Source organism: Streptomyces odontotermitis, assembly GCF_050510915.1.
Classification (GTDB): Bacteria; Actinomycetota; Actinomycetes; order Streptomycetales; family Streptomycetaceae; genus Streptomyces.
The window spans coordinates 133,303-150,306 of sequence record NZ_JBNJLS010000018.1; the positions used below are offsets into that span (position 1 = coordinate 133,303).

Sequence of the window (17,004 nt, forward strand, 5' to 3'; positions counted from 1 at the left end):
GGTGCGCATGAGCAGGGTGCGCACGGGGGAGTGCCGCCTCCGATCAAGCGGCACAGACGGGGAGAAGACATGCGTACAGCACGGCTCATCGCGGCGTCCGCCGCCACCCTCGCTCTTACCGCTGGCGCGGTTGGCGCGGCGCACGCTGCCGAAGCGCCCGCGAGCGGCGACTCCCGGAGCACACTCGCGGGTGGCACCAAGGACGAGAAGCAGTGGCATATCACCGGCGCCGACGGTGCGGACTACGGGTTCGTCGAATGGGACGACTACAAGGGCAGCGACGACCGGGACAACTTCCGGGTCAGGGACTCGCATCCGAACTGGACGTCCATTCAGTTGCGGGTGTACTGGAAGGGCCACACCTACAAGAAGCACGCCTACAGCGGCGCGACCAAGACGCTGGGCATTGGTGATGTGAAGAAGGGGCAGAAGGTCAAGTTCCGCGCGTGTGGCTACAACGACGGCCACAAGATCGGCTGCTCGGCGAAGGCAACGGTCACGGAGTAGCTTCGTCCGCTCCCACGGCGTCGGGGGGCGCCTCGCCCCCGACGCCGTGGCGGGCGAGAACCGCCGTGGACTCAGCGGGTGCCGAGCGCCTGAGAGTCTGAGAGCCTTCTGAATCCCCTGAGCGGAAGTACGCCGAGATAAGGAAGCACGCCGGCTTCGCGACACACCTCGAGGGCGGCGTACGCGCGGATGCGGTGGGGTTGGGGGAGACCTGGACGACGTCGGTCCGTCGTTTGATCTCCCGGTTCAGCCGCTCGAGCGGATTGGTCGACCAGATCTTCTTCCCATGGGGCGAGGGGAAGTCCGCGAAGGCTGTGATGTCCCCGGCCGCCTCCAGCAGCATCGCCTTGACCTGCGGGAACTGTCGTCCGAGCATGTCGGCCACGACATTCAGCCGGGTGCGGACGGCCTCGGCGGTCGTCTGCGCGAAGATCGTGCGAATGGTCGCCGCGACCATTTCCGCTGACCCCTTTTCGATGACCGAGAAGAAGACGTCGCGGACGAAGTGAATCCGGCACCGCTGCCAGGCCGGGCCGAGGAACACGGTGCGGATCGCGGCCACCAGTCCGCTGTGGCTGTCGGAGATCACCAGCTGGACGTGCTCCAGACCACGAGTCCGCAGACTGCGCAGGAACTTCGTCCAGAACGGCTTCGACGCCCAGGCTTTGACCAGGTCATCCACCGACCGGGTGGAGACGCCGTGGATGTATGCCTCCATCACCACCGCGAACAGGGACCGGTCGATACGGCGCCTTCGCTCGAGCAGCGAGGGGAAGAACGACCCGGTCCGCACTTTGGGGATCTTCAGGTCGAGGTCGCCGGCCTGCGTGGCCACGCAGCCGTTCGCGGTGCCCGATGCGCCAGGGCATGCGCCCGTTTGAGTGCTCTCGCGGGGCGGCACCGATCGCCTCAGTAGCCTCCGCCTCGATGAGCTCCAGCAGAATGCGCTCGCACAGCACCCTGATTGATTCGACTCCATCGGCCGTACGTAGTGACTCCAGCAGCCGCATCAGGTCAGACTTGGACAAGGCCATCGTGTGCTCCTCCGGGTTGAACGGGCCGTTCACCAGGGAGATTTACGCGATGGCCTGCCTCTGTTCAGGGAGCGGACACCGTCAGCAGGTGCACGCCCCGAGCCGATACCCGCGCTTTCCGGAGCCCTGCCCGCCTACACCACTCGGTGGGACACCATCACATTGTTGGGCGCGGACATGGAAGTCCCAGTACTCCGAAAAGTCTCCGTTACTGGTGACTGCGCGGAGGACGAGGAGAGCCTCGGCGCCGGGGCGCTTCATCTGCTGCCGGTAACGTCCACGTGCTGCCGGTAATGTCCAAGCGGTCGGCGATCAGGTGGCGGGCTGCTCCCTCGATGACGCCGCTGGCGATCGGCCAGCCGACGGTGAGAGCCCGGTCGTAGTGGACGAAGTCGGCGTTGTCGTCGAGGTATCGCCGCCCCAAGAACCCGAGCCCTGGACACGGCGATCCGGCAATCCGAGGCGATCAGCAACGACCCATTTCAGCAAGCCTCACTCAGGAGAGCCCCACCCATGTCATTTGGGGGCAGCTCCTCCGGAGGGACCTGAGCCGGCCGGAGGAGGCTGTCGGTCAGCACGGAGCAGTCCGGCAAGGTGTTGCCTCGCCTCTGCAGGGTGGAGTCCCAGTGGGTTGAGATCATCTACCGTCGCCCAGCACAGTTCGAATCGGTTGTCCGGTGCGTTCGCCTCGGCCTCCGGGCCGGACAACCGCGCACGTCCCTCAACATCTGCCATCAGGAAGTACGTGGCCGGGCGGTCGTTGTGCAGCCCCGTCCACAGGACGCGCTCCACCCGGGCGATCAGCGTCGTCTCCTCACGCAGTTCCCGCACGGCGGCCTCCGCCAGGGTCTCGTCCGGCTCGACGTGGCCGCCGGGCAGCACTGCGTAATCGTGGCCTGGACATTCAGTCATGCTCCACCCGACAGCGGCACACACGGTGCACTGTGCGGCTGTTCGATGACGCCGGAAGCGTTTCATCAGGAGAACTCGTGGTCCGTCCAGGACAACAGTCACCGCGCGGGGAATCGCCATTCCCGCATCCTTGCAGCGTTCCAGGGCAGTTGAGGCGGGGACTGTTGTCCGGCGGCGACTTCCGCTTCCTACGGCAGGGGCACCCCTGCCCGGCCGGACGCCCGGCCAAATCCTCGCTCCGGCCACGCAGTTCCATGATCCGTTCCCGTGCGTGAGCCCTCTGGCCGTTCCGACCCCTCCAGCCAGGACACCATGCGCTGCCCTCAGGAACCCGAGTTCTGGACACGGCGATTCGGCAAACCGTCACGGTCAACAACGACCCGGCTCGAAGGGGATCACGGGAGAAGAGCCACACCCAACTCTCTCGGCGGTCACGCGGACCGCTGTCACCGCAATGCCGCTGCCGCTGCGACGGTGGCCGACGGGCGAGCAGGCCGGCGTAGCCCTGCGATCGTGTGGTGACGGTCTCCAGTCACTGCGCGGACGGGTTGAGGACCACGCGGTGCCCTTCGCCCGGCTCACCAGGTGACCGGAATACGTTCGGGCATGATGGCCATGCGGTTGGGGACCCACGGCACCTGGTCGGCGGGTACCGCCAACCGCACCCCGGGCAGCATCTCCAGCAGCGTGTGGAAGGCGGTCTCGGACTGGCGTCGCACCAAGTGTGCCCCCGGGCAGTGGTGGCGTCCGTACCCGAAGCGCAGATGGGGGTTGGGGGAGCGGGACGGGTCGAAGGAGTCGGGCTCGGTGAAGGCGTCGGGGTCGTAGTTGACCGCGTCGAGGGAGAGCAGTACCAGGTCACCCTGCTTCACCTCCGTGCCACCGAGAGTGGTGTCCTGGGTGACGAAGCGAGGGATGGCGTTGCCCAGCACGACGCCGACGCGCAGCAACTCCTCGACGCAGCGTGCCATCCGCTCCGGGTGAGCGCGCACCTCCTCCACCACCTGGGGGCGCTGGAGGAGGTGGACGGCCGCAACGCCCAGGAAGCCGGCGAAGTCCTCATACCCGGAGATGAAGAGAACGACCGCGACGTTGGACAACTGCCGGTCGGTCAGACCGTGCCTGCGGTGGTCCGGGCCCGCACCGCTCTGCGAGGCGTGGCCCCGGTGCGCGTTGAGGTCGGCGAGGCGGTCCAGCAGGCCGCGTGGCTGCCGCGGCCGGGCGGCGAGGTAGTCCTCGATGTAGCGGCGGATCTCCTCCCAGTTGCGGGCGAGTTCCTCGTCGTCGTACGTCCTCATGGTGAGGTCGATGTCGGCGTGTGCGGCGAGCCACTGGTGGTCCTCGAAGGGCAGCCCCAGCAGCCGGCACATGCACTGGGCGGCGACCCACTCGGCGAAGTGCCGCTGCAGGTCGCCCGGCCCGCCTTCGGCGACCATGGCTTTCAGCCCCTCGCGGGTGATCTGGGCCACCCAGTCGGCCGGGAGCTCGGGCTGGTCCCGGCCGAGTGCCTTCAGGACCTCGTCACGCAGCCCGGCGCGCTGCAAGTAGCCCATGGTGTCCAGCAGTTCGGGCGCCAGGATGGGGGCGTCCTGGGACGGGCTGTCCGACTCGGCCAGCACGGAGCGGGCGAACGGCCGCTCGCGCAGCACACGCCGGGCGAGCTCGTACTGGGTGACCAGCCATGCCTCGCCGCCGGAGTTGGTGGAGACCTTGGCGACGGGGCAGCGGGCCTGCAGGTGACGCAGTTCGGGTGCGAGCCGGTCGCCGCGGTCGCTGAAGGGGTAGTGCGGCAGGACCTTGTCAGGTGCTGACGGTTCAGGTGCGGACAACTCAAGTCCCTTCTCAAGACTCTCGCCCGGTGGACGGTGGACGGTGGACGGGGGATGCTCGTGCGGCCTGCCCCCGGTCACCAGCGGACCGGCAGGCGCGCCGGGGCGCGCAGTGGCGTGGACTCGTCCCAGGGCAGGGTCTCGGGCGGTTCGGCGAGCTCGATGCCGGGCAGCTTCTCCAGCAATACCCGTATGACGATGCCGAGTTGGAGTCGGGTCAGATGGGCGCCGGTGCAGGCGTGCGGCCCGTGCCCGAAGGCTGTGTGGGCGTTGGGGGAGCGGGTGAGGTCGAGACGGTCGGGGTCGGTGAAGGCCGCCGGGTCGCGGTTGGCGGAGGCGATCACCGGCAGGACGGCGTCTCCGGCGCGGATCCGCTGCCCGTGCAGGGTGAAGTCCTCCTGGGCGACGAGGATGTTGATGGCGTTCATCAGTGGGACATGGCGCAGCAGCTCCTCCACGGCCGCCTCGGTCCGCTCGGGTGCGTCCCGCAGGGCCCGCAACTGCTCGGGGTGGGTGAGCAGGGTCAGCAGGGCGTTGGCGGTGTGCTGGATATTGGTCTTGTAGCCGGCCATGAGCATGGTGACGACAAAGCTGATCACGTCGTCACGGGTGACACCGCTGCCGGGGCTCCGGCTCTCGGCGAGCAGCAGCCGGATGTAGTCGCCCCGCTCGCCTTCCTCCGCCGGTTCCTCCTTCTCCTTGCGGCCGATCAGCTCGGTCGCGTAGCTCTGGAGCGCGTACAGCGCGGCGAGCACATCCTCCATGGGCAGTCCGGCGGCGCTGAGGAGGGTGAGGGTGTGGGGCAGGTAGAGGTCGCGGTCCTCGTAGGGGAGTCCCACCGTCGCGCACAGCACCCGCAGTGGCAGCGGATCGACGTAGGCGGGGATGAGGTCGGCGGTGCTGTCCTCGGCTCCGGCGGCCATGGTGTCGATCAGTTCCTCCGCCATGGCCCGGATGCGCGGGGCCATGAACCCCAGCCGCTTGCGGCCGAAGAGCGGCAGTACCGCGCGTCGGACCCGCTCATGGTGCGCGCCCGTCATCTCCAGGAAGGTGGGCAGACACGGCGGCGGGGCGTCGGCTCCTTGGCGCGGCGGCCAGGCGGACAGCAGGGGCCGGATCAGCCGGGGGTCGGCCAGCGCGGCGCGCGTGTCGGTGTAGCGGCTGAGCAGCCAGCCCGTCTCGCCGTTGTCCAACTGGGCCTTGACGACGGGGTGTTCGGCCCGCAGGGCGGCGTAGGCGCAGGGCGGTCCGGCGGTGCCGGGATCGGGCACCGGGACCGGAATGATCGGCTCGGAGGCGCTCATCACCGGCGCACCCCTTCCGTCCCCACCTCGGCGGCCGATGCCGGTCGTGCGATGTAGCCGGAGGTGAAGAAGTACTCCAGGTAGCAGTCGAGCAGCTCCGCGTCCACCGGTGGGCAGTCCAACCCGCTCCCCTCGAGGGCCCGTTCGGCGTTGTCCCGGCCCAGCTCGGGGAATGTGCCCGCCACGTACATCTCCTTGACGGAGATGTCGGTCTTGTTGCCGCGGTCCACGCACAGCGACACGAACGGCGCGGTGGGACTGGTCGGGTTCGCGCTGACGTGGCGCACCAGCTCGCCCACCCACTCGCCGTACGGGAGGGTCCGCAGCTCGAGGCCCGCGGCCCGCATCCGGTCCAGTACGTCGGACAAGGTGGCCGGGCGGGGGTTGGTGACGTGGTAGACCTGCGCCTTCGCGTCTTCATGGGTGGCGATGTGCACCACGGCCGCGGCCAGGTGATCGACGGGCACGAAGTCCATCGGCAGCGCCATCTCAGGTGCCACCCCCGTCTCGGCGATCGTCTTGAACAGCGAGCAGATGGCTGTCTCGGTGTTGCAGATGCCGTGCTCCAGGTCGCCGGTGACCTCGTAGGGCCGGTGGATCGAGATCGGCAGGCCCTGGTCGGCGGCCCGATGCAGCAGCCTTTCGGCCACCCACTTGCTCTCCGCATAGCCCATCGTCAGCCGGTCCGCGTGCGCCAGCGGCAGATCCTCGGCCACCTCGCGTACCCCGGCCGTACCGAACCCGGCGACCACGGCGATGGTGGATATGAAATGCACAGGGACGCGTCGGGGCGCCGCGATACGGACGACCTCACGGGTACCGTCCACATTTGCGCGCCGCAGGGACTGGTAGGGGTAGAGGAAGTTCACGTGGGCGCCGTTGTGCAGCACCAGGTCCAGGCGGGCGGCCAGCTCGGCGGCGTGCTCCGCGGGCAGACCGAGACCGGGCTCGGTCAGATCGCCGGGGAAGCACTCCACGCGCTGCCACGCAGTGGGTTCCGGGCGCAGGCCGTAGCGGCTCAGAGCGGCCCGCACTCGCTGCTCGGCATGGGCGCGGCCGGTGGCCCGAACGGGGCAGTGGATCCTCGCGGAGGTGGTGCGCAACAGGCGGTCCAGCAAGAACGCGCCGACGAAACCGGAAGCTCCGGTCAGCAGCACCTGTGACGGGTCCTGCGAGCAGGGGGGCGGCCCCTGGACGGCCGGGAGGTCAAAGCCGAGTTCGCTCTCGCGTTCCCAGTCGACGACCGTCTCGCAGGGCGCCGCACCTGCGCTCGTGCTGCGCAGTTCACGTACGGCAGTGGCGAAGCCCTCAAGGGTGGGCGTCGCCAGCAGCGCCCGGATCAGGGAGGAGCCCAGCGAGGGATCGAGGCCGACCACCGCGACGGTTCGGGTGACGGTCTCCGAGGCGAGCAGGGAGTCCCCGCCGAGCAGGAAGAAGTCGTCGTCGGGCAGGGGACGTACGCGCAGCACCTGATGCCAGATCTCGGCGAGGGCGGTGCGCAGTCCTGCCACGTGGGAGGCGACGGAGGGGGCCGCGTCCTTGGCGGTCAGGGCCGCGGCGGCGCTGCGCCCGCCCGTCGGCAGACGCCTTCGGTCCACCTTGCCACCGCTGGTGACGGGGAAGCTGTCCATGGCGGTCAGCGTGGGGACGGCCTGGGCGGGCAGCCACTGAGCGCAGTAGGCCCGCAGGGCGTCCAGGTGGAGTTCGTGCCCGGCCTCGGCAGGGGTGACGTACGCGGTCAGCCTTCCGGAGCCGGCCTCCACGACCGCCTCGCCGACCGCGGGGTGCGTCCGCAACCGAGCCTCGACCTCGTCGAGTTCGATCCGTACGCCGCGCAGCTTGACCTGGCGGTCCAGTCGGCCATGGAACTCCAGCAGCCCCTCGGCGCCGCACACCACCCGGTCGCCGGTGCGGTACAGCAGACCGTGGGGCTCGACGGCGGGCAGGTGGACGAACCGCTCGGAGGTCAGCCCCTGGTCCCCCAGATATCCCAGTGCCAGGCCGTCCCCGCCGACATACAGCTCGCCCCGCTCGCCCGGGTTCGCCGGGGAGTTGTCGGGACGCAGGACATGGCAGGTGGAGGCGCCGTAAGGGCGGCCGATGGGTACCGCGGTGGCGTCGGCGGGCAGGTCGCGTACCGCATAGGCGGTGGAGACGACCGAATTCTCCGTCGGGCCATAGAAGTTGACCACTGTGGTGGTGGGGCAGGCGGCCAGGACGGCCCGGGCCAGGTCCGGGTCCATGGCCTCGCCGCCCGCGGAGACGAAGCGCAGCTCGCTCAGTGCCTGCGGTGTGGTCCGGGCCAGTAAGTGGAAGACGCTGGTGGTGAGATAGGCGACGGTGACCTGCTGGTTGCGCAGGAGCTCCGCCAGAGCCGTGGGCGACAGGAGTTCCTCACGATCGGCGAGGATCAGGCAGGCGCCGGTGAGCAGGGCGCTCCAGATCTCGATGGTGGAGGCGTCGGAGGACAGACCGTAGGCGTGCAGGATTCGGTCGTCGGGGCCGGGCGGGGGAAACTGCCGGTCCGACATCACCAGGCGGACCACGCCCCGATGCGGAATGGCCACGGGCTTGGGGCGGCCGGAGGACCCGGAGGTGAACACCACGTAGGCGCAGTCCGTGGGGGAGGGGCTGGGGCGCGCGGAACCGGTCGCTGCGGAACGTGTGTTCGCGACCTCGGACATCGCTGCGGCCACGGTCGGCGCGTTCGCGTGCGCGGCCCCGTCCCGGCCGTCAGGCGTGGCGCCGGCCACGGCCGCCAACTCGATCCTCACACGCAGTCCGCGCACGCGCCCTGCGCTGCCCGGCAGGACGACGGCGGCCCGCAGTTCGGTGTCCTCGGCCATGGCCCGTAATCGGTCCGGCGGCAGGTCCTCGTCCAGGGGTACGTACGCGCAGCCCGCCTTGAGGATGCCCACCAGGGCGACCAGCGCCTCCAGGGAGCGGTTGCCGCACACGCCGACCAACGATCCGGGGGCAAGGCCCTGGGCCCGTAGGCGTTCGGAGAGCCGGCCGGCCAGGTCGTTGAGCTGCCCGTAGGTCAGGGTGCGGCCGTGGTGGAGGGCCGCGGGTGCCTGTGGCTGAGTTGTGGCCCGGGCCTCGAAGAGATCCGCCAGGCCGTGGTCACGGGGGTAGCCGCGCAGGGGTGTGTGCGGGGGAGCCGGTCGTACGGAAGCGTCGATATCTGTCATGCATTCCTGCTCGGGTGGGGTGTGGGCGGTGGCGTGGCGCAGGGCGGCCCGTGCTGTGTCACGCCGGGTGTACGGGAGGGACATGGCGTCAGCCGACGCTGTCCGGCGTGGCGAAGCCGGCCGCGAAGGCCGCGAAATTTGCGGTGCGCCAGCGCTGTGGGCGCATCTTGAAGACGATGTCCTCCGCCAACTGGTGGGCAGTCGCCTTGAGATAGGCGCGCGCCTGTTCGGCGGGCAGATAGCGGTGGGCCAGGGCTGCGTGCTCGGCCGGGTCCAGGGGGTCGACGACCTCGGTGATGGGGCCCTCCACACTGACGTAGCGGTAGGGCGGGTTCTCGTCCTGGACGCAGAGGCTGAACCTGCCTGAGGGGCGCAGGAGTTGAGCCTTGATCGTCTCCCGGCCGGTCTGTACCACGACCTCGCCACCGGGCTCGTAGCGATACCAGACCGGTACCACCAGAGGCGCCCGGGTGCCCCGGGTGTCGGTGACGCCGAGGACTCCGACGTGCAGGTCGGCCAGGAAGCGCTCGCGTTCGTCGGCCTGCATGGCAGGAACCATGGTGCGTTCTCCTTCTGGAGCTCTCGCAGAGCTCTCCAAGGCAGCCCATTAGTAAAAAGCCAGCAAATCAAGGTAGTTGAGCGACTTATCACTAACAGTGCTGCTATAGCTGGTCGTTCGGCAGCCGAGAGTGAACGCCCGATGATCTTCTGTCAACGAACGGTCCGCCGGCGTGGCCCAAAAGGGGCTGATTCGCAGGGGGCTCTTGCCGGCGCCACGGCGGGCGCTACGGAGCCTCGGTCAGTGCTTCGGGTTTGCTGTTGCGCGGCGGACTGCTGTGAAACCTGTTGCGGCATTCGCTCGGAGCGTCACGGAGCGAAGATGGCCAAGAGGGCGCCACGGAGTAGGGGCGAGGAGGACCGTGCTCAACGGCGTGCGTGGGGCAGGGTGTGCTCGGGTCCGGTTGCTCGGATCCGGTCCTGGCCCGTCGCTCGTGTGAGACTTGCGGCATGGACATGGGGCGTGAGTCGCGTTGGGAGAAGGACGCGATGACGGTGGAGATCGTGTTCGCCCTGGTGACGGCCGTTGTGCTGGGCGCGGTCGTTTTCGCTGTGTTCCTGGCCCCAGCCCTGGCAGTCGGGGGTGCTGAGCCAATGAGGAAGGGCTTGCTCATCGCAGGCGCCGTGCTGGGTACTGCTGCGGCGGTGTGGCGCGTGGTGCGGGTGCTGTCGCGATTCGATGAACAGAGAAGGCAAGGGCGCTGACCCCCGTGCTGTGAACGCGGCCAGGCCCGTCCGGCTTTGTGGCATCCGGCGCACGGTCCGTAGTCCCTCCATCGCCGAGGCTTCCTTGTCCCTGCGGAGTCCCCGCGGACCAATTGCTCAGCTCCCAGGTGCTGGTACGACCTCAGGGGCACGGCACTGACGCGGCACTGACGTGCCGGACGCCCGCGCCGATATCAGGGGAGTGCTCTTCGATCGCTGGAGGATGCCTTCCAGCTTCGGCGGCGCGACGCCTCGGCGCAGGAGGGATGGGCTCGGTCGAGACATGCAGGCAGCTCGGGATCGGGCGCAAGACCGGATAGCGGTGGCGGTCGGAGAACGGCACTCTGCCACCGGACTGCCTGCCGGAGTCCTCCCGTTCGAGCAGGGGCAAGTACCTGCTCGAACGGCGGCGGATCACCTCACTGCGCGAACGCGGCCTGCCTGTGCGGGAGATGGCCCATCGCCTCGGCCGTGGGCCCTCGACGGCCAGCCGTGAGCTCCGCCGCAACAGCCGACCGCACGACTACGGCCGGTACGACGCGGACCTGGCTCATCACCGTTGCAGTGAACGGGCCGTATGGCCCCGCCGGGCGAAGCTCGCTACGGACCTTGAGCGGCGGGCCGAGGCGCAGGCCGAACTCGACCTGGAATGGAGCCCGAGCAGATAGCGGCCCACCTGCGCAGAAGCTGGCCGGACCGGCCCGAGCGGCACCTGTGCCACGAGAGTATCTGCCGCGCGCTCTACCAGGGCGCCAAGGACAGTCTGAGTAGAACACTGAAACTCCACACCGGCCGCCACTGCGCAAACAACGCCGCCGCGCCAACCAGCGCATGCCCCGCTTCGTCGCCCCCGCCACTTTGATCGACCAACGGCCGGCCGCGGTCGAACTCCGCCAACGCCGGGGCGACTGGGAAGGCGGCCTGGTCGTGGGCATCCACAGCCAGTCCGCCGTCGCCACTCTCGTCGACCGCCGCACCCGTTATCTGTGACTCGTCCGTCTTGCCCACGGACACTGCGCCGACCACCTGCGCGACGCGCTCATCACCATGCTCAGCCAGTTGCCCGCACACGCACGTCGGAGCCTGACCCGGGATCAGGGCTCGGAAATGGCTCAACACCACGAGATTGCTCCGTACTTCACCGACGGCGTGTTCTTCGCGCACCCCGCCAGTCCCTGGCAGCGCGGCACCGACGAGAACACGAACGGGTTTCCCGGCCGGTACCTGCCCAAGCGCACAAACCTCTCCCTGCACTCCGCCGAGGACCTCCGAGCCATCGAGGAACGGCTCAACAACCGACCCCGAAAGACCCTGAATCGGCAGACCCCTGGCCAGGCATTCACCGCCGCTCTGGCACCATGAGCCTGCAACGTTGCGACGATCACGCGAATTCACCCCGCCCGGCCGGGCCGCCACCGACCCACCGACAAGCTCCTCGCCTTCCTCGACCGTCTGTGACTATGCCGAGGCGTTCGGGGCCAATAATGGTTTGCTCGCCCACGGCGTCACCCTGAACACTCCCGATTATGGTCACCACCGCCCGCGGCCTCGCGCTCGAGCACTTCCGGTGGATCGACGGCCACGCTGACGTCTGGGCGGTCTTCCGCGACTCCGAGGCGCTGGCAGCCGTGATCCGTGGCCTCGTCGACCCCTTTCGAGACGACCAGATCGCAATAGGCCGTCGCCCTTCCTCACCGGGACGAAGCCGACACCGAGTTCGACGGCTGCTGCGGCGCCCAGTAAGTGAGCGCCGAAACACGGTGGAGCCCGTTCCCCCTACTACCGTTGCTGATCCCCACCGAGCCCCACCACACCGATCCGCTTAACCTCCCTCTTTCGCTTCGAGCGGGATGAGGGTGCTGGTCGTCAACTGGGCGGTGGGCAGGGTGATCTTGTGCCGTGGGCATGACTGAGTCCCGACGCGGTGGTCGGGGTCTCCGAGGTCCTTGTGGTCGTGAGCGAGCAGGGACACGCAGGTCAGTCGGCTGGCCGGGGCAGGGCCGCGAGCCGGTGGAAGGCCGTGGCCAGTTCGTCTCTCCAGGGCCAGGTCGCGGCGATGCGTAGCCGTAGGCGGCGGCCGCCGCGGGTGAGGCGGGCGGCGACGTGCAGGAGTCGGTAGCGGAGCTTCTTCGGTTCGGTGGTGGCGAGTTCGCCGTCCAGGAGCAGGAGCTGTGTCCAGGCGATCAGGTCGTTGGCGGCCAGGGACAGCTCGAGCCAGGCCATATTGATGGTGAAGTGCCGGGAGGGGAGGCGGTCGATGCCGGTGTCCTTGCCGCAGCGGATGCGATCCTCGACGGTCGCGTGGCCCCGATGGCGGACTTCCAGGAACTGGGCGGTGCCTTCGGTGACGGTGGTGTCGGTGGTGAAGACCTGGTGGCGCAGGCCCTCGACGGTGTCGAACAGAGATAGCTGGGCGCCGGGGTGTGGACGCTCGCGGCGGACGATGATCCGGGTGCCCACCGGGTAGCCGGCCAGGTGGACCATGCCGGTCAGCTCGGCGACTTCGGCACCGTCGCGCAGGCTGCCGTCCTGGTCGAGGGCCGGGTGCCACAGCCGGTCGGGGACGGCACGGATCGCGCGGCGGATCGGCTCGGTGACCGCGTGGCCGACCGAGAAGAACGTCCGTATCCCGCGCTCACGCAGGGGGCGGATGTGAGCGAGGAACTGCCGGGAGCATCCGGCGCTGTCGGTGCGGATCAGGATGTCGGTGCCATAGCGGTGGGCGTCGGGAATCTGAGCGAGGGCATCGTCGATGACGGTGATGTGATCGCCGGCGGTGTTCGCTCCGGCGTTGCCCGGCCGCAGCCGCCCGGCCAGGGCGCCACCGGTGTTGGCCAGGAAGCACAGCAGCGGGTGGTATCCGAAGCCGCCTTTGTAGGTTGGTGCGGCATCCTGCTTCTCGGAGTGGCAAGTCACCAGCGTGGCGTCGAGGTCCAGGACCAGGCCGGGCACTTCGCGCCCGCCGGCCCGCACTGCGGGTATGCCCTGCTCGTTCTCGGCGGCCTGCAGCCAGGCTATCTCCCTCGCGCGGGCGCGAGCTGTTCGCAGCCGGGCGAGCACCTTGTCGTCGATCTCGGCGAGCAACCGCCAGGCGGTCGCGGTGGATGCCACCGGCCCGAACACCTCGCCCTGGTTGCGTAGGACCGCAAGATCGGTGATCGTCTCGCCGCCGTCGGCGATCATCACCGCCAGGTCGGTGGCGACACGGCCGGGATCGTGCCCGGTCCCGCGCGGACGCAACGGCCCCAGCACGGTCGAGTACGCGGACGTCAGCCCGGTGGCATCGGCCAGATCCGCGAGCAGACGTGCACCGACATGGCCCACCACCCCCGAACCATCCGGCGACACACAGATCTTGGGCCGCGAATCGATAGCCTGCACGCAGAAAGCGCCTTCCAACCGAGACAGCAGAGACCCTCAATAAGTCTCATCGTCCCTGGTCAGGAGGCGCTTTCGCGTTCACGGCACGGTGACCACCCTCACACCACACGAAAGCGCGAGGTTAGAGAGGGACCAGAGGCATGTGCCACGTATGGCGCAATAGTGGTGGAGTTCTCCGAATGCGGGGAATGTTCCATTGCGGACGGCCGTCGGCTGTCGAACGAGAGCGGGGCATTCCCCGACCGAGGTGCCCGCACCATTAGACCCAGGGGACTAAACGCATGCGCAGCAGCAAGATCCTGTCCTGTGTATTCGCGGCTGGCGTTGTTGCCGTGCTGCCTCTTGGCCTCGCGGCATCAGCTGCAGAGACGCCGCCCGGTCTTCCCATCGGCCGCACCCAGTCAGCCGGGGTCGAGGGCGTGCTGATGTGCGAGGGGGAACCCGCGGCGGGCGTCATGGTCAAGCTCTATGACGACGACGGGGGTATCGATCCCGATGACCTGATGGCCGAGACGAGGACGGACAGCAGGGGCCACTTTCAGTTGCAGGGTTACACCCACGAGATCACGACCATCGAACCAAACGTGAATATCTACCACGATTGCAACGACGGCAACACGCCGTGTCAGAGGAAGATCTCATTCATGGTCCCGGACAAGTACGTCTACGATGGCAAGACTCCGGATGCTCTCTATAACGCGGGGCGTATCGAGCTTGCGGGCAAGTTTCAGGGTGAATCCCGCGACTGCATCCCGGCCCGGCCCACGGCGTCGGTGGGGATCAGCCTCGACGTCGGCATTCTGTAAGCCTCTGCTGCTGACTCTCGTCGACAGCAAAGCAATAGGGCACCCCAATAGATCGCCCCAAGGGCGGGGTATGTGATCTTCCTTCCGGTTTGGTATCGACCACCAGCGGGATCGTGCCCGGTCCCGCGTGGCCGCAGCGGACCCAGCGCGGCGCAGTACGCGGCCGCCAAGCCCGTGACATCGGCAAGATCTGCCAACAGACGCGCTCCGGCATCCCCGACCACCCTCGAGCGTCGGTGGAGACACGAACCCGGGGACGTGTACGGATAGTCTGCACGTAGAAAGTGCCTTCCAGCTGCGATGACAGAGACCCTCGACAAGTCTCATCGTCCCTGCTCAGAAGGCACTTTCGCGTATACCGCATGGTGATCGCACTCACCCAACTGAAACGCCGAGGTTAAGCGATCTCGATGCTGAGTTGGGAGCCCAGTTCCTTGAAGCCCAATGCGGCCGCAACACGCGGGGAGGCGGGAGGGCGCGCGCGCCACTGCGGCAGCAGGTCGGCGGCAAGGGCATGAGCGACCGCAGCGGAGCCCGTCACTCGTGCCAGTCCTCGCCCTCGCACTTCTGGCGCCGTCAGTACGCTGATATGGGCCGTCCGCCTCGGCCAGGCCAGATATCCCGCAGCAGCAACCACCTGGCTATGCTCGCGAACCACGAACGCGGGCGACGTGATCTCGTCCAGAGCAGCCTCACCAGCGTCCTCATGACCAGCCGCTTGCTCCAGGACCCGCAAATCCGGGTGAGCAGCTGGCAGTTGCTCCACCGTCAACGCGCCAGCTTCCACCGGCCGGAAACTGGCTGGGGACACATAGGACAGCGCCGCCGGCCCGAGCACCCGAGCCACCGGAAGAGCCTCCCGGAGCAAAGCGCTATCCACGACGGCCTCAACCGGCAGTCTCCCGAGTTCGCCACGAACGATCACGGCGGCACTTTCACTCGGCGCGGTCACGATCGCTGATCCGCCCAGAGCTACCACTCCGACCCAGCCCACCGGGCACAGCCCGGACCGGGGGGAGACCACGACGTTCACACCGCCCGGCGGGGCGAACGACACCGGCACCTGGGCCAGGTATTCCCAGAGCTCACGGGCTCGGACCACTAACGCATCCATCGACATGGCGCCGATCCTGCCAGTCGAAGCAAGCTGCTGACCTGGGAATTAACCGGCAGCGTTGGCGGATACGGCACGGCGACACTCCATCGACGTCGTCTCAGGCGAACCCGATCCCGGAGCGCTTCGGCGTGCACGGTGCGGCCCGACTCGGACACGGCAAACGGTGCGCACCCGCGCCCACTTGGAGACAGCCTCGGCGGCCTGGCGTGCTGCACAACGCCGACAGACCTGGTGGCGGCGGTTGCGGCGCTAGGAATCCTGCAGGGATCGGAACGAGTCGAACCAGACAGTGGTTCGCCCAACCCTTCCGTCTTCTTCTCTGACCGTGCGGTTCGCGTACAGGGGGTTGAGGATCCACGGCGTCTTGTCGGCGTCCCAGCCCGTCTGCATGGATTCGATCTGCGCAGCCCCGTAGGTGGCCACCGCGAGCTTTCCGCTCTCCTTGAACATGCGCATCTGCTGTGTCAGATAGTCCTTGTGGGGCGCGAACCAGGGGCTCATCGCGAGGAAGTCGTCCCACCTTTCCTGGGGGAAGGGCTTTTCGAAGGCATTGCCGATCACCTGCCACACGCGGGTGTTCGGGGGCACCTGGTACTTCTCTGCGTAGGCCGCCGGGATCCTGTCGCCCATGTGGTTCTTCCAGTGCTGCACGAGGGAGAACTCCGTGGCGAGGAACTTCTTGTGCTGGTCCAGGCGGGACACGACATACTGGACGTACTTGTCGGCCTCTCGCAGGGAGGCGACGTGCGGATGGATGTCGAGGCCCTCGATCTCCGGCTTCCTGTTGACGAAGGCGACCCACCGCTCGGTGGCCTTCGTGCGCCCCTCCTTCTTGCTGAGGCCGGTGAGAGCCCCCATGTAGAGGCGGGTCCGGCAGCCCTGCGGGAAGTTCTTCCTGCGGTAGGCGATGAGGTGTTCGGCGACGTGCTCGTAGAACATATTGAGCCGCGCGTCACGCTCTCCCTTCATCGTCTCGAAGAAGGGCTCGTTGCCGATGGTGAGGATGTCCAGCTTCCCCATGACGGTGCGCAGTACCCGGTCCACGCGCTTCAGCTGCGCTTCCATCTCCCTGCTGCCCGCTTCGGGCAGCGACTGCCCAAGAGTCCGGAAGGGGAACTTCAGCGACAGAATCGTCCTGAAGCCGTTCCCGCTCGCATCGAGCAGCTTGGCGATGGCCCGTTGCCGGGCCGGGTCGTGGGTGTCGAGATGGTCCGTCATCGGGACGAACCCGCGCACCCATGACGCCGAAAGGGCCTGCACCTGGGCCAAGTCCAGGTCGGAGGGGTCCTCGTTGAAGTTCACCCCGAGCGCGCCGTTCGGTGCCTCGTCTGTGGGTGTGCCGCCGCTCTTCGTGCCCGGCTGCGCACTCTTCTCCTCGCCCGACTGGTCACCCCCGGTGGGATTGCACGCCGCTGTGAGGAGAGCCGCGCCGGACACTCCCAACAGTCGGCGACGCGAGGTCATCCTCGCGAGGGAGGGCGTACCGGACGTGTCAGGGCGTGCTGACTCGTACCGCATTGCTGTTCCCCGATTCTGGTGAAGTCGTTGTCGGCCGTCGTCCCCCGGCGCCGTCGTCTGCGGCGGGCCGACCGGGCAGAGGTCGCTGAACTCCCTGTTCCAGCAGGGCACTTGGGCTTGCGTGCGATGCTCCGGCGGAGGT

Annotated in this window: 11 protein-coding genes and 3 pseudogenes; 4 read left to right on the plus strand and 10 right to left on the minus strand. The window is 68.2% G+C overall.

Annotation, left to right across the window (positions count from 1 at the left end):
- The first annotated feature begins 69 nt into the window (after window positions 1–69).
- Entirely contained in the window at window positions 70–507 is a 438-nt protein-coding gene (locus ACQB60_RS35050; protein ID WP_496930150.1) for a hypothetical protein, read from the plus strand.
- Here the strand turns inward: ACQB60_RS35050 and ACQB60_RS35055 are convergent.
- The 7 genes and pseudogenes from ACQB60_RS35055 to ACQB60_RS35085 form a co-directional block, all read right to left on the minus strand.
- Window positions 497–1,541 (minus strand): annotated as a pseudogene (locus ACQB60_RS35055) (transposase). The gene ACQB60_RS35050 and the pseudogene ACQB60_RS35055 sit on opposite strands and share 11 nt — an antisense overlap.
- Window positions 1,542–1,718: 177 nt before the next feature.
- Window positions 1,719–1,956: pseudogene (locus tag ACQB60_RS35060) on the minus strand (ISKra4 family transposase); the annotation flags it as partial.
- 101 nt (window positions 1,957–2,057) lie between these two features.
- Complete coding sequence (locus ACQB60_RS35065; protein ID WP_496930151.1) at window positions 2,058–2,573, minus strand: NUDIX domain-containing protein; 516 nt, start codon at window positions 2,571–2,573, stop codon at window positions 2,058–2,060.
- Between the two features lie 458 nt (window positions 2,574–3,031).
- The gene (locus ACQB60_RS35070; protein ID WP_496930152.1) at window positions 3,032–4,282 is read right to left on the minus strand and encodes a cytochrome P450; all 1,251 of its coding nucleotides are present in this window, start codon (window positions 4,280–4,282) and stop codon (window positions 3,032–3,034) included.
- Window positions 4,283–4,359: 77 nt separating this feature from the next.
- Window positions 4,360–5,586, minus strand: coding sequence for a cytochrome P450 (locus ACQB60_RS35075; protein ID WP_496930153.1), 1,227 nt, complete (start codon window positions 5,584–5,586; stop codon window positions 4,360–4,362).
- Complete coding sequence (locus tag ACQB60_RS35080; protein ID WP_496930154.1) at window positions 5,586–8,777, minus strand: amino acid adenylation domain-containing protein; 3,192 nt, start codon at window positions 8,775–8,777, stop codon at window positions 5,586–5,588. The genes ACQB60_RS35075 and ACQB60_RS35080 overlap by 1 nt, the downstream gene beginning before the upstream one ends.
- Window positions 8,778–8,865: 88 nt before the next feature.
- On the minus strand, window positions 8,866–9,336 hold the full coding sequence (locus ACQB60_RS35085; RefSeq protein ID WP_496930155.1) for a pyridoxamine 5'-phosphate oxidase family protein: 471 nt from the start codon (window positions 9,334–9,336) through the stop codon (window positions 8,866–8,868).
- 449 nt (window positions 9,337–9,785) lie between these two features.
- Here ACQB60_RS35085 and ACQB60_RS35090 point away from each other — a divergent pair, with 449 nt between their 5' ends.
- Together ACQB60_RS35090 and ACQB60_RS35095 are read left to right on the plus strand one after the other, a co-directional pair.
- Entirely contained in the window at window positions 9,786–10,040 is a 255-nt protein-coding gene (locus tag ACQB60_RS35090) for a DUF6332 family protein (protein WP_496930156.1), read from the plus strand.
- Window positions 10,041–10,252: 212 nt separating this feature from the next.
- A pseudogene (locus ACQB60_RS35095) lies at window positions 10,253–11,402 on the plus strand (IS30 family transposase).
- Window positions 11,403–12,017: 615 nt separating this feature from the next.
- Here the strand turns inward: ACQB60_RS35095 and ACQB60_RS35100 are convergent.
- Entirely contained in the window at window positions 12,018–13,421 is a 1,404-nt protein-coding gene (locus ACQB60_RS35100; protein ID WP_496930157.1) for an IS1380 family transposase, read from the minus strand.
- Window positions 13,422–13,702: 281 nt separating this feature from the next.
- Between ACQB60_RS35100 and ACQB60_RS35105 the strand changes: the two genes are divergently transcribed.
- On the plus strand, window positions 13,703–14,227 hold the full coding sequence (locus ACQB60_RS35105; protein WP_496930158.1) for a transthyretin-like family protein: 525 nt from the start codon (window positions 13,703–13,705) through the stop codon (window positions 14,225–14,227).
- A gap of 397 nt (window positions 14,228–14,624) precedes the next feature.
- Here ACQB60_RS35105 and ACQB60_RS35110 read toward each other — a convergent pair whose 3' ends face one another.
- Together ACQB60_RS35110 and ACQB60_RS35115 are read right to left on the minus strand one after the other, a co-directional pair.
- On the minus strand, window positions 14,625–15,347 hold the full coding sequence (locus tag ACQB60_RS35110; RefSeq protein WP_496930159.1) for a GNAT family N-acetyltransferase: 723 nt from the start codon (window positions 15,345–15,347) through the stop codon (window positions 14,625–14,627).
- A gap of 246 nt (window positions 15,348–15,593) precedes the next feature.
- Window positions 15,594–16,808: a hypothetical protein gene (locus tag ACQB60_RS35115; protein ID WP_496930160.1), complete on the minus strand. Its 1,215-nt coding sequence runs from the start codon at window positions 16,806–16,808 to the stop codon at window positions 15,594–15,596.
- Window positions 16,809–17,004 lie beyond the last annotated feature (196 nt).

What these genes read in the sequence shown, in the direction of transcription:
- ACQB60_RS35075 (WP_496930153.1), bottom strand. Translation starts at nt 5,586, where the DNA reads ATGAGCGCCTCCGAGCCGATCATTCCGGTCCCGGTGCCCGATCCCGGC.
- ACQB60_RS35115 (WP_496930160.1), bottom strand. Translation starts at nt 16,808, where the DNA reads ATGACCTCGCGTCGCCGACTGTTGGGAGTGTCCGGCGCGGCTCTCCTC.
- ACQB60_RS35080 (WP_496930154.1), bottom strand. Translation starts at nt 8,777, where the DNA reads ATGACAGATATCGACGCTTCCGTACGACCGGCTCCCCCGCACACACCC.
- ACQB60_RS35065 (WP_496930151.1), bottom strand. Translation starts at nt 2,573, where the DNA reads ATGGCGATTCCCCGCGCGGTGACTGTTGTCCTGGACGGACCACGAGTT.
- ACQB60_RS35110 (WP_496930159.1), bottom strand. Translation starts at nt 15,347, where the DNA reads ATGTCGATGGATGCGTTAGTGGTCCGAGCCCGTGAGCTCTGGGAATAC.
- ACQB60_RS35090 (WP_496930156.1), top strand. Translation starts at nt 9,786, where the DNA reads ATGGACATGGGGCGTGAGTCGCGTTGGGAGAAGGACGCGATGACGGTG.
- ACQB60_RS35105 (WP_496930158.1), top strand. Translation starts at nt 13,703, where the DNA reads ATGCGCAGCAGCAAGATCCTGTCCTGTGTATTCGCGGCTGGCGTTGTT.
- ACQB60_RS35050 (WP_496930150.1), top strand. Translation starts at nt 70, where the DNA reads ATGCGTACAGCACGGCTCATCGCGGCGTCCGCCGCCACCCTCGCTCTT.
- ACQB60_RS35085 (WP_496930155.1), bottom strand. Translation starts at nt 9,336, where the DNA reads ATGGTTCCTGCCATGCAGGCCGACGAACGCGAGCGCTTCCTGGCCGAC.